The following is a 12,903-nucleotide window of genomic DNA, read 5'->3' as shown; positions in this document are numbered from 1 at the left end:
TCAGCGATCCTCATGCTCGCAGATCTCGAGGAGAACGCCCTTCGTCGACTTCGGATGCAGGAATGCAATCTTTGCGCCGCCCGCGCCGATGCGCGGCTTCTCGTCGATCATCCGGACCCCCTTTGCCATGAGGTCGGCAATCGCGTTCTCAATGTTGTCAACGCGCAGGGCAATGTGCTGGATGCCCTCGCCCTTCTTCTCGATGTATTTCGTGATCGGGCTGTCGTCCGCCGTGCCGACCAGCAGCTCGATCTCGCTCTTGTTCGGGGTCGGGTGGAAGGTCGTCGTAACCTTCTGCTCAGCAACCGTCTCCTCAGCCGTGCAGGGGATGCCGATCACGTCCGACCAGAAATTCTTCCCCTCTTCGAGATCCTTCACGGCAATGCCGATGTGATCTACTGCCAGAACTTTGAACATAGGTGCTTCCTCCTTGGGAAATTGCTGCCAATTTCCGCTGTTTAAGATAACATTTCGGTCATGACATCGCCCACCACGGTGTAGGGGTCGGTCTCATGCGCCTTGATTTTCGCCACATAGTCGTCGAGTCTGCCCGTATCAACAATGCGGTGTTCGATGCTCCGCCGGACGCCTGCATGCAGGATGTCCAGCATCTCATCGCGTGTGCGGCGTGTACGCCGCTCGGCAAGAACACCGTTCGTCTCAATATGAGCGCGGTGTTCCTCGATGGTATCAACCAACTCCGCGATCCCGTCGCCGCGATTTGCAACGACCTTGCGGATCGGCGGCCGCCAGGTGGTCTGATGATCGTCCAGATCCAGCATCATGTTGATCTCGCGGACGAGCTTATCCGCGCCGTCAAGATCGGACTTGTTGATGGCGAACACATCGCCAATTTCAAGAATACCCGCCTTGATTGCCTGGATGTCGTCGCCCATGCCCGGGATCAGTACAACCATTGTGGTGTCCGCCGCCCGCACAATATCCACCTCGGACTGCCCGACACCGACGGTCTCGACAAAGATGATGTCCTTGCCGAACGCATCCATGACTTTCACCGCGTCAGCTGTCTTGTGCGAGAGACCGCCGAGACTGCCGCGCGTTCCCATGCTGCGGATGAAAACGCCCTCATCGAGCGTCAGGTCGTTCATGCGGATGCGGTCACCCAAAATGGCGCCGCCGGAAAAAGGGCTTGTGGGGTCGACAGCGATGATGCCGACGGTTTTCCCACGCCTCCTGTACTCCTTCGCGATCTTGTCCGTCATGGTGCTTTTGCCCGCCCCCGGAGGGCCGGTAATGCCCAGCACGTAGGCATGTCCTGTATGCGGATAGAGCGCCTTCATGATGTCGGTCGCCGACGCGCGTTCGTTCTCGATCGCCGTGATGGCGCGCGAAAGTGCGAGGCGGTTTCCCTTGAGCACTTCGGCTGCAATATCCATGCGCCCACCTCCTTCGTGCAGTCACTCCATAGGAAACATGGGAATCGCTGACATGATCAGTGCTTCCCAAAGGAATGGATGACAGACGAAAGTCTTTTTCTGCCTGTCATCCATCCTTTCAGTTGACGTTGTTACGCCACATGCTTCTTGATGAAGTCGACCACTTCGCCGGTCGGTGTGCCGGGGGTAAAGACTGCGGCAACGCCTGCCTCCTTGAGTGCGGGGATGTCGCCCTCGGGAATGACGCCGCCGCCGATGACGAGCACGTCGTTCATGCCCTTTTCACGGAGCAGGTTCACGACCTTCGGGAAGAGATGCGGATGCGCGCCCGAGAGAATACTCATCGCAACGACGTTTACGTCCTCCTGCAGAGCCGCCTCAGCGATCTCCTCAGGGGTCTGACGAAGACCGGTATAGACAACCTCGAATCCTGCATCGCGCAGGGCACGGGCGACAACCTTCGCACCGCGGTCATGACCATCCAGGCCCGGCTTTGCAACGAGCACTCTGATTTTCTCTGCCATTTTTATATTCCTCCTGAACGGGTACGCCGCTTCATGAGCAGCGTACCCCCACTGCATTCACCAAACAACCGTTGTTTACAGATTGACGTGTGCTTCGTACTCGCCGAAGACCTCGCGCATGACGCCGCAGATTTCGCCGAGCGTCGCATACGTCTTGACCGCTGCAAGGATGTGCGGCATGAGGTTCTCGTTCTCGTCGCTGCACGCCGCCTTGAGGTCCGCAAGAGCCGCCTGCACGGCAGCGTTATCACGCTTCGCCTTCATCGCCTCGACCTTCGCCTTCTGCTTCTCGCCGACGGATGCGTCGACGCGGAGCAGGTTCTTCGGCGCCTCTTCCTCCACCTGGAACTTATTGACACCGACGATGACGCGGGCACCGGACTCGACGTCCATCTGCCACTTGTAGGCACTATCCTGAATTTCCTTCTGGATGTAGCCCTTCTCGATCGCCGCAACCGCGCCGCCGAGATCGTCGATCTTCTTGATGTACTCCCAAGCCTCTTTTTCGATGCGGTTCGTCATCGCCTCGACGTAGTAGGAGCCTGCGAGCGGGTCAATGACATCGGCAAGACCGCTCTCGTACGCAACGATCTGCTGCGTGCGGAGTGCGACCATGACCGAGTCCTCCGTCGGAAGCGCGAGCGCCTCGTCCCGGGAGTTCGTGTGGAGCGACTGCGTGCCGCCCATGACGGCAGCTGCCGTCTGGAGTGCAACGCGGACGATGTTGTTGTTCGGCTGCTGTGCAGTGAGCATGGAGCCTGCCGTCTGCGTGTGGACGCGGAGCATCATGGACTTCGGCTTTTCTGCCTTGAAGCGTTCCTTCATGACCTTTGCCCAGATGCGGCGAGACGCGCGGAACTTTGCGACCTCCTCAAGCACGTTGTTGTGTGCGTTCCAGAAGAAGGAGAGGCGTCCTGCAAAAGCGTCGACGCTGAGGCCTGCCTTGATGGCTGCCTCGACGTAGGCAATGCCGTCCGCAATGGTGAATGCAATTTCCTGCGATGCCGTGGAGCCGGCCTCGCGGATGTGGTAGCCCGAGATGGAGATGGTGTTCCAGTTCGGGACGTTCTTGGAGCAATACTCAAAAATGTTTGTGATAAGGCGCATGGACGGGCGCGGCGGGAAGATGTACGTGCCGCGTGCCGCATACTCCTTCAGAATGTCGTTCTGGATCGTGCCCTTGAGCTTGTCTGCCGACACGCCCTGCTTCTCCGCCACAGCGATGTACATCGCAAGGAGGACGGATGCAGGAGCGTTGATCGTCATGGACGTGGAGACCTTGCCGAGATCGATCTGATCGAAAAGGATCTCCATGTCTGCGAGGGAGTCGATCGCAACACCGACCTTGCCGACCTCGCCCTCTGCAATGGCATCCGTGGAGTCGTAGCCAATCTGCGTCGGGAGGTCAAACGCGCACGAAAGTCCCGTTGCGCCGCTCTCGATGAGGTAACGGTAACGCTTGTTGGACTCCTCCGCCGTGGAGAATCCTGCATACATACGCATCGTCCAGAAGCGTCCGCGGTACATCGTCGGCTGAACGCCGCGGGTATAGGGATAGACGCCGGGGAAGCTGATGTCCTCTGCGTAGTCCGTTTCCTTGATGTCAAGCGGGGTGTAGAGTCCCTGCTCGGGGATGTGGGGACGCGCCGGGAACTTCGCCGTTGCTTTTTCTACGGCGGCATTGTACTTGTCAAGCTCCGCCTGGATCTTTTCATTGCTCATGAATATATTCTCCTTTTCTTCCGGAACCACCGACGCAGCTTTCGCTTTGTCCGAGATTCCTTTACAGTTCTCTTTGTTGGGTTATGGGGAACCTTAAAGGGCTTTGTGCCCCTTTTCTGTAGGATTACTTCTGCATCGACCCCGTCGCGAGGAAGCGCTGATGGAAGGAAAGCGCCTCGTCGAGCAGGTGTGGCGTCTGTGCGCCCTTGGTCGCTGCAAGTGCACGCTCGTAGTAGTCGAGCAGAAGCGGACGGAAGTCCGGATGCGCACAGTTGTTGATGATCTCGAGTGCGCGCTCGCGCGGGCACTTGCCACGCAGATCCGCGATGCCCTGCTCCGTGATGACGATGTCGACATCGTGCGCACCGTGGTCGATGTGCGAGCAGAACGGAACGATGGACGAGATCTTACCGCCCTTTGCCTCGGACTGCGTGTAGAAGATCGTGAGGTAGGCGTTGCGTGCGAAGTCACCGCTGCCGCCGATGCCGTTCATCATCTTCGTGCCCGTGACGTGCGTGGAGTTGACGTTGCCGTAGATATCGACCTCGATCGCCGTGTTCATCGCAATGACACCAAGACGGCGCACGACCTCAGGGTTGTTCGAGATCTCCTGCGGGCGGAGCATCATGATCTTCTTGTACTTGTCGATGTCCTTGTAGAAGCGCTGGAGACCTTCCGGAGAGGGTGAAAACGCCGTGCCCGACGCGAACTTCAGCTTGCCCGCATCCGCGAGATCGAACATACCGTCCTGAATAACCTCGGTATAGACCTCAAGATCTGTAAAGTCGGAGCTGACAAAGCCCGCGATGACCGCATTTGCCACGTTGCCGACGCCCGACTGCAGCGGCAGGAGCCCCTTCGGCATACGCCCCTCGGCAATCTCCTTCTTGAGAAGATCGACCGTGAACTGCCCCATCTTGCGTGCGATGTCGTCGACCGGCGCGAGTGCGCGCGTCTTGTCCGTGATGTCGCAGGGAACGATGTACTTGATCTTGTCGAGGGGGCACGGGATGAACGTCGTACCGATGCGGTCACCCGCCTTCGTAATGGGAATCGGCAGACGGTTCGGCGGATCGAGAGGGATGTAGATGTCGTGCATACCGACGAGTTCCATCGGCTGGCTCGTGTTCACCTCGACGATGACTACGTCCGCACTCTGGATAAAGGATGGCGTGTTGCCAACCGAGGTCGACGGGATAATGCCTTCCTCCGTGATGGCGACCGCCTCCACAAGGGCAACATCAATTTTTCCGAGGAAGCCCTCACGCGACTGCTGCGCCACCTCGGAGAGGTGCATATCGATGTAGTTCACGAGCCCGGAGTTGATCGCATTGCGCAGCGGCGTATTCGTCTGATAAGGGAGGCGCTGCTTGATGCCGCTCGCTTCCGCAAGTGCCCCGTCAAGTTCAGGCCCCGTCGAGGCACCTGTCCAGATATTTACTTTGAATGGATTCTTCTTCATGCGCTCGGCAATGGCAAGCGGAACAGCCTTCGGATACCCCGACGGCGTAAATCCGCTGGCACCGATGGTCATGCCGTCAGCAAAGTACTCTGCCGCCGTCTCCGCACTGACGACCTTGTCTGCCAAGGACTTGGGTATACGATCAGAAATATCGATCATAGAAAAACCTCCCTCTGATACTCCTCCGACTCACACAGAAACAACTTGCAGATATTCAGAAAATCTTATTTCATCGTACGAGGTATTCATGGTAGGAATGTTCTGAATAACTGTAAGTTATTGTAGCTGCATAAGTCAATTATATCTTTCCTTAGGATATCACGAAAAAAAAATGCCGTCAAGATTACATTGACGGCATTTTCTGTTATTTGTGATAAAAAGGACAAACACACCGCAATTCGCTAAGAAAGTACGGATACATTCAGCACCGCCATCTTGGTATATCTTTTTTGCCCGCACTTTGTCCGCGCTCCTCCACATAGCCCTTGCGCGTCGGACTCTCTCCTTATTCGGACAAAAATCTACGCAAATCTGGCAGACTTCATTTTATCAGCGATTCCTTAAACCTTTCTGACAGATTGTCTCCTTCTCCCGTTGTATGCGTCAGATAATACGAAAGCGAACTGAGTCCAACGGACAGATCCTCGCTGACAAAGGGGATGTGCGGCGGAACGTGGAGATTCACAGGTGCAAAGTTCCAGATTCCACGGATGCCCGCGCCCACAAGCTTATCGGCAACGCCCTGTGCATGTATCGCCGGCACGGCGATGACGCCGATCTGTATATCGCGCTCAGCGATAATCTCCGCGAGATAGGCGATGTCCTCCACGCGTCGCTCGCCGACACGCGTGCCGATAACGACCGGATTCACGTCAAAGATTGCTGCGAGGTGAAAGCCAAGACGCGCAATTCCTTGATAGTTTGCAAGCGCCGCACCGAGATGCCCCATGCCGACAATCGCCACATTCCAATGGTGATCGAGTCCCAAAATACCGCCGATGCTCTCCTTGAGTTCCGCCACGTAGTAGCCGACGCCCTTCTTGCCGAATTGCCCGAAGAACGCCAAATCCTTCCGAATCTGTTCGGGGTTGATGGCAAGGCGGCGGCCGAGTTCCTCCGAGGAGGCGATCTCCACGCCCTCATCCGTCAGCTGGCGCAGACAGCGATAGTAACGCGGCAAACGGTCAACGGTTGCCTTCGATATCGATAGATGTTCCTGCATAGTCAGCCTTCCTTCATCTCTCCCGCGATTGTATGCACTGCCGCCGTCATGGCAGCGAGCAGCCAGAGCAGCATGGAGGACGGTATATTAAAGAGCAGATGATCCGTGATGCCGTTGAGTGCGACGGAGATGAACGCGAGTCCAAGACCGAGCGAAAGCCCTTCGACGAAGCGGTGCCTGCGCCAACGAGAGAGCGCCGTACGCACATCGACAACCGTCTTCCACTCGTGTTCGCGGGCAGCAAGCACCGCCTCCCATGAGGGCACACGTTTTGGCAGACGAAAGGCAAGGATGAGCGTCCCAAAGAAGAACCAGAAGAACGAGAGTGCCCCCGGAATACCGATCTCGGCAGCATAGTTCAGATACATATTGTGCGCGTGGACGATCTGCACGGATGCTCCCTGCAGATAGAAGTCATACTCCGGATAGACCATGAAGTACATTCCCCAGCCAATGCCGAGAAAGGGATGATCCAGAATCATCGCGATCGTACTCTCCCAGAACGCCAGCCGCATCTCCGAGGAGGTATCCACGCGCGTAAAGACGGAGAGCAGACGATCAGCCAGTACGGGATCGAGGAGCAGCGCCCCCGCCCCTATGACGGCAATCCCGAGGAGCACCCGCCAATCACGCAGCGCACCGTAGCCCGCAAGCACGACAGCAATGACAAGGCACGCACCACGCGCGTACGTCATGCCCAGACACGCAAGCGCCGCCACGATCAAAACAAGGGCGAGAATGCGCCAGCCGCGCTGCAGTACCGTCAGGAGTCCCACCGCAATCGAGACGACAATATCGAGATAGCCCGCGAGGATGTTCGGATTCTCCCACGTCGAGAAGACACGCTTCGAGAGTTCTGGAAACGCCTCGCCGTCCACCCATTTCATCGCCGCGATATCGATGCCGAAGATGAACTGGTAGAAGCCGTAGAGTATGACAATCCCTGCCGACAGCGCCATAGCGCTCACAACGCGCTGCAGCTCACGCGGCGTGCGCACCGTCTGACCGACAAGCAGATAGGTCGAGAAGTAGATTGGCACAAGATGGGAAAAATTATAGAGACTGAATGAAATATCCGGCGCAATAAACACCGACAGAAAACCGATGACAAGGAAGAGCAGTGCCGGCGCATCATAGGGCATCCGACACAGATGGAAATTCCGATCAATCCACAAACGCAGGAGAAGCGCAGCACAGCCGATACCAAGTGCCACGTGCGCCGCAAGCGGCAGGAGTGGGATGAGAAACGCCTCGGCTATGACGGCATACATCATGCAGCGCCCCAGACGCCCGCCCCAGCGGCGCCGGCGCAGAATGCGGCGCCGCTTCTGGATATCCTCTCTCATACCGTCACCTCCCCGCCGTAAGAAGAGCACGGATACCACCCACGAGGTAAAGGGATCCTGCAACGACGAGCACAGCGCCGCACGCACGCGCACGACGCTGCGCCTCGGCAAGCCCCGCCTGTCGATCAGCGCACGCGACGGTATCGGCGCCCATTCCCGCGGCGACTGCCGCAACAACGTCTGCGCCCGCCGCACGCTCTGAGTTTGGGCGCACGGTGACAACCTGATCACCGGGGCGCAGGAGAGCCGCGAGCATGGCGTCAATGTCCTTGTCCTTTAAGATGCCAAGCAGAAAGACGCGCGGTGCATCGGGGAAATAGCAGTCAAGCCCCGCGCGCAGCGCCTGCATCCCCGCAGGATTGTGTGCGCCGTCGATGACAATATTCCCATCCGTGTGCGCGAGGATTTCAAAGCGCGCCGGGTGACGTACACTGCGCAGCCCTGCACGCAGTGCCGCCTCCGTAAAGCGCGTATCCTCGCGCTCAAGAAGCTTTGCCGCCATAATGACGAGCGCCGCATTCTCCGCCTGATAGCCCCCCGCAAGCGCAAGCGGATATGGCTCGCTCTCACGGCAGACGAGGGAGTGGAACGCGACCTGCTGTCCGCCCGCAGAGCAGCGCTGCATCTCAGCAGAGAAATCCTCGCCCCAGACGAAGACATCCGCGCCCAGCTCCTCGGCACGCTGCTCAATGATCGCCAGCGGCTCTCCCGTCGCCGCCGTAATGACGGGCACGCCCTCCTTGATGATGCCCGCCTTGTGCTCCGCGATCCCTACGAGCGTCCCGCCGCAGCGGTCGGCGTGATCCATCGCCACATTCGTAATGATCGTCAGCATCGGCTCAATGACATTCGTCGAGTCGAGAAGCCCCCCAAGCCCTGTCTCAATCACGGCAACGTCGACCTGCTCCTCTGCAAAGTAGAGGAAGGCGAGCGCCGTCAGTGCCTCGAACTGCGTCGGGTGCTCGTGTCCCGCCGTCACCATCGCATCTGCCGCCGTGCGCACGCGCGTGAGGAGCGCGGCAAATGCCTCCTCTGAGATATCATGCCCGCCCACACTCATGCGCTCCGTATAGGAGATGAGATGCGGTGAGAGATAGCGTCCCGACCGGATTCCTGCCGCGCGGCAGACCGCATCCAACATCTGCGTAACAGAACCTTTGCCGTTCGTCCCAGCGATGTGAACGGTCTGATAGCTGCGCTCAGGGTTTCCGAGCCTCGCACACAGTTCCTCCATGCGTGCAAGACCTAAACGGATGCCAAACGTATTCAGCTCATCCAGATAAATCAGTGACTCCGCATAGTTCATGGGATCACCTCAGAGCTTTGCAAGATCGGCAAGACGCGTGAGAATGAGGGAACGCTTCTCCTCATACCCCGCCAGTTTCGCGCGTTCCGCCGCAACGACAGCAGCAGGCGCCTTCGATGTAAATCCCTCGTTCGAGAGTTTGCCCGAAAGGCGCGTCATCTCCTTTTCGATGTTATCCCGCTCCTTCGTCAGACGCATCCGCTCCTTCTCCACGTCAATCAGCCCTGCCAGAGGCAGATAGACCGCCGCACCCGCGAGCGCCCCCGTCACCACATTCTCGGGATCGGGTGCATCCGCCGCGAGGAACGTCACCTCGGACGCCGAGGCGAGCGCGTGGAAATAGCCCTCGTGCGCCGCGAACGTCCGGGCAAGCGCCTCGTCACGTACACGCAGGATGAGTGTGCTCTTCCTGCCCGGCGGCGTGCCAAGCTCCGCGCGCAGATTGCGCGTCACCTTGATGACCTCCATGATCGCGGTCATCGCCGCCTCTGCCTCTGTATCAATGTCGGACTCTGCCACATCAACCCATGGGGCACGCATAATGCTCGCGCCCGTATGCGGCAGCTTCTGCCAGATCTCCTCCGTAAGGAACGGCATAAAGGGGTGCAGAAGGCGCATCGTACGCTCCAGAACCGTACGCAGAACGTAGAGTGCCGTATTCTTCGCGCGCGGGTTCTCCTTGTCATAGAGGCGCGCCTTCGTCAGCTCGATGTACCAGTCGCAGAACTCGCTCCACAGGAACTCGTAGATCGCGCGTCCCGCCTCGCCGAGCTCGTAGTTCTCAAGATTCGCCGTCACAGCGCGCGCCGTCTCTGCTGCACGCGAGAGGATCCAGCGGTCGGCAAGCGTATAGTCGCTCTCCTCAGGCACAAACGCATCGTCTGCGCCCTCAAGATTCATCAGCATATAGCGCGACGCATTCCAAATTTTATTTGCAAAGTTGCGCGCCGCTTCCACACGCTCCCAGTAGAAGCGCATATCGTTGCCCGGCGTATTGCCCGTGATGAGCATGAAGCGCAGCGTATCCGCGCCGTACTTCTCGATGACCTCCACAGGGTCGATGCCGTTGCCGAGCGACTTGGACATCTTACGCCCCTCGCTGTCGCGCACAAGCCCATGGATGAACACATCGCGGAACGGCACATCGCCGCCGAAGCGCAGCCCCATCATGACCATGCGCGCCACCCAGAAGAAGATGATGTCGTAGCCCGTGACAAGCGTCGCCGTCGGATAGAAATGGCGCAGGTCTTTCGTCTCCTCCGGCCAGCCGAGCGTTTCAAACGGCCAGAGTGCGGAGCTGAACCACGTATCGAGCACATCCTCATCCTGATGGATGTGCGTGCTGCCGCAGTGCATACACGCCGTAATATCCTCACGCGAAACAGAGGTCTCGCCGCAGTCCTCACAGTGCCACGCGGGAATGCGGTGTCCCCACCAGAGCTGGCGCGAGATGCACCAGTCGCGAATATTTTCGAGCCAGTTTTCGTAGATTTTCGTAAAGCGCTCGGGCACGAAGCGGATGCGCCCGTCCTTCACCGCTGCGATTGCGGGCTTCGCCAGATCCTCCATGCGGACAAACCACTGCTTCGATACGAGCGGCTCAATCGTCGTCTTGCAGCGCGAGCAGTGACCGACCGCGTGCTCGTGCTTCTCCGTGCGGACAAGCGCGCCAATCTCCTCAAGTTCCTTCACAAGCTGCCTGCGGCATTCGTAGCGGTCAAGCCCCGCGTATTTTCCGGCACCCTCGCCCATCGTGCCGTCCGCATTGATGACGACCACCTGTTCAAGATTGTGGCGCTGCCCCATCTCGAAGTCATTTGGATCGTGCGCCGGCGTCACCTTGACCGCGCCCGTGCCGAATGCGGGATCGACGTACGCATCTGCAAAGAGCGGAATGCGCCGCTCCACCACGGGCAGGATCAGCGTCTTGCCCACGAGATCTTTATAGCGCTCATCGTCAGGATGCACCGCCACGCCCGTATCGCCGAACATCGTCTCGGGGCGCGTCGTCGCAATCTCAACGTACTCGTCCGTGCCCTCGATTCGGTAGCGCAGATGCCAGAGATGCCCCTCCTCCGTCTCATGCTCGACCTCGATGTCGGAGATCGCCGTCGTGCAGTGCGGGCACCAGTTTGTGATGCGCGTCCCCTGATAGATCAGCCCCTGCTCATAGAGGCTCACGAACACCTCGCGCACCGCGCGCGAGCAGCCCTCGTCCATCGTGAACCGCTCGCGCTCCCAATCGCAGGACGCACCGAGCATCCGCAGCTGGTACATGATGCGGTCGCCATACTGCTGCTTCCAGTCCCAGACGCGTGCGAGGAACTTCTCGCGCCCGAGTTCAAAGCGGTTCGTCCCCTCCGCACGCAGACTCTCCTCCACCTTTGCCTGTGTTGCAATGCCCGCATGATCGCAGCCCGGAATCCAGACGACATTTTTCCCGCGCATCCGCTGATAGCGCACGAGGATATCCTGCAGCGTATTGTCGAGCGCGTGCCCCATGTGGAGCTGCCCCGTCACATTCGGCGGCGGGATCACCACGCTGTACGGCTCGCGCCCCTCGTCCGCCTCATCGTGGAAAAACTTATGCTCCTCCCAGTACGCGTACCATTTCCGCTCAAAGCTCTGAGGGTCATAGTTCTTTGGAATGTTCGCGCCGTTTTCCTGACTCATAGATCGATTCCTCCCGAAAGAAACGCCCCCGTCCCGAGGGGACGAGGGCGTCCGCACAACGTCAATGCCATTATCGTATGAATGCAACGATAAGATTAGCACAAAACGATGTATTTTGCAACAATATGTCAGCTATTACAGGAAAGGATCACGTCGCAAATGCGATCCACCTCCGCCTCCTCCAGCTCCGGATAGATTGGGAGGGTCAGAACGCGATTCGCAATATGACGCGCGACCGGCGTCTGCTCGACATCGTACTTGCCGTGGAAACACGCAAATGTATTCGTGAGCGGATAGAAATACTTCCTGCTGTAGATATCCGCCCGCTGCAGCGCATCAAACACCTCATTGCGCGTACTCCCAAACTCCTGCTCATGAAAGACCACGGGGAAATAGGCATAGTTTGGCGTAACATTCTCTTGGACGGGATTCAGCTGTACGCCGCAGACGCCTTCCAGTCGCTCACGATAGCGCTCTGCGACCGCCTTGCGCCGCGCGATATCGTCATGGACATGACGCAGATTGCACAGCCCCATTGCCGCACAAAACTCATTCATCTTCGCATTCGCCCCTACGCCATCGACGCATTCCGCATTGCGAATGCCGAAATTCTTCAGACGCGACAGCTTTTCCCCAAGCTCCCGGTCGTGGAAACACGCCGCGCCCCCCTCGATGGTGTGAAACACCTTCGTCGCATGGAAACTAAAGCACGAAACATCACCGAACAGCGCCGTGCTTTTTCCGCGATAGCGTACGCCGAAGGAATGTGCGGCATCGTAGATTACCTTCAGCCCATATCGCCGCGCGATGCGCTCGATTTCCTCCACGCGACAGACATTTCCGTAGACATGAACAGGCATGATCGCGGACGTGCGGTCTGTAACTAGTCGCTCAAGCTTCGTTACATCCATCGTGTAGTCCTGCGGGTCAATATCGCAGAATACCGGCTCCAATCCGTTGCGTACAATCGCGTGCGTCGTCGAGGCAAACGTAAACGGTGTCGTGATGACCTCGCCGGAAAGATCCAGTGCCTGCAGCGAAAGTTCGAGTGCCAGATGCCCGTTGGTAAAGAGCTCGATATTCTGTGCGCCGAAAAAATCCCGCAGCGCTGCCTCAAGCGCCTGATGTTTGTCCCCCATATTCGTCAGCCAACGCGACTGCCAAAGATCACGGATCTCCGCAATGTACTCCTCCATCGGCGGCATCGCCGAACGCGTCACCAGGATGCTCATGCCCTGCCTCCACTCATTT

The 12,903-nt window shown here is 58.4% G+C and carries 10 protein-coding genes; all 10 read right to left on the bottom strand.

Annotated elements, in window-relative coordinates:
- The 10 genes from mce to C8273_RS03360 all read right to left on the bottom strand — a co-directional run bounded on the left by mce (position 1) and on the right by C8273_RS03360 (position 12,884).
- The gene (gene mce / locus C8273_RS03410) at positions 1–417 is read right to left on the bottom strand and encodes a methylmalonyl-CoA epimerase (RefSeq protein ID WP_106626408.1); all 417 of its coding nucleotides are present in this window, start codon (positions 415–417) and stop codon (positions 1–3) included.
- Positions 418–458: 41 nt separating this feature from the next.
- Complete coding sequence (gene meaB, locus C8273_RS03405; protein WP_106626407.1) at positions 459–1,397, bottom strand: methylmalonyl Co-A mutase-associated GTPase MeaB; 939 nt, start codon at positions 1,395–1,397, stop codon at positions 459–461.
- A 131-nt stretch (positions 1,398–1,528) separates the two neighbouring features.
- Positions 1,529–1,921, bottom strand: a complete 393-nt coding sequence (locus C8273_RS03400; RefSeq protein WP_106626406.1) for a cobalamin B12-binding domain-containing protein — start codon at positions 1,919–1,921, stop codon at positions 1,529–1,531.
- Positions 1,922–1,996: 75 nt separating this feature from the next.
- On the bottom strand, positions 1,997–3,643 hold the full coding sequence (locus tag C8273_RS03395; protein WP_106626405.1) for an acyl-CoA mutase large subunit family protein: 1,647 nt from the start codon (positions 3,641–3,643) through the stop codon (positions 1,997–1,999).
- 124 nt (positions 3,644–3,767) lie between these two features.
- Positions 3,768–5,264, bottom strand: coding sequence for an acetyl-CoA hydrolase/transferase family protein (locus tag C8273_RS03390; protein ID WP_106626404.1), 1,497 nt, complete (start codon positions 5,262–5,264; stop codon positions 3,768–3,770).
- Between the two features lie 382 nt (positions 5,265–5,646).
- Entirely contained in the window at positions 5,647–6,327 is a 681-nt protein-coding gene (locus tag C8273_RS03380; protein ID WP_106626402.1) for a redox-sensing transcriptional repressor Rex, read from the bottom strand.
- 2 nt (positions 6,328–6,329) lie between these two features.
- Positions 6,330–7,673, bottom strand: coding sequence for an O-antigen ligase family protein (locus tag C8273_RS03375; RefSeq protein WP_106626401.1), 1,344 nt, complete (start codon positions 7,671–7,673; stop codon positions 6,330–6,332).
- A 4-nt stretch (positions 7,674–7,677) separates the two neighbouring features.
- The gene (locus C8273_RS03370) at positions 7,678–8,979 is read right to left on the bottom strand and encodes a bifunctional folylpolyglutamate synthase/dihydrofolate synthase (protein ID WP_106626400.1); all 1,302 of its coding nucleotides are present in this window, start codon (positions 8,977–8,979) and stop codon (positions 7,678–7,680) included.
- A 9-nt stretch (positions 8,980–8,988) separates the two neighbouring features.
- Entirely contained in the window at positions 8,989–11,652 is a 2,664-nt protein-coding gene (locus C8273_RS03365; RefSeq protein WP_106626399.1) for a valine--tRNA ligase, read from the bottom strand.
- Between the two features lie 128 nt (positions 11,653–11,780).
- A complete protein-coding gene (locus C8273_RS03360) occupies positions 11,781–12,884 on the bottom strand; it encodes a DegT/DnrJ/EryC1/StrS family aminotransferase (protein ID WP_106626398.1) in 1,104 nt (367 codons plus the stop codon).
- Positions 12,885–12,903 lie beyond the last annotated feature (19 nt).

Origin of the sequence: Candidatus Centipeda massiliensis, assembly GCF_900290285.1 — a bacterium.
In the GTDB taxonomy this organism is placed as follows: domain Bacteria; phylum Bacillota; class Negativicutes; order Selenomonadales; family Selenomonadaceae; genus Centipeda; species Centipeda massiliensis.
Note: the sequence above shows the minus strand (reverse complement) of the source record. Positions and strands in the feature narration are given on the sequence as shown.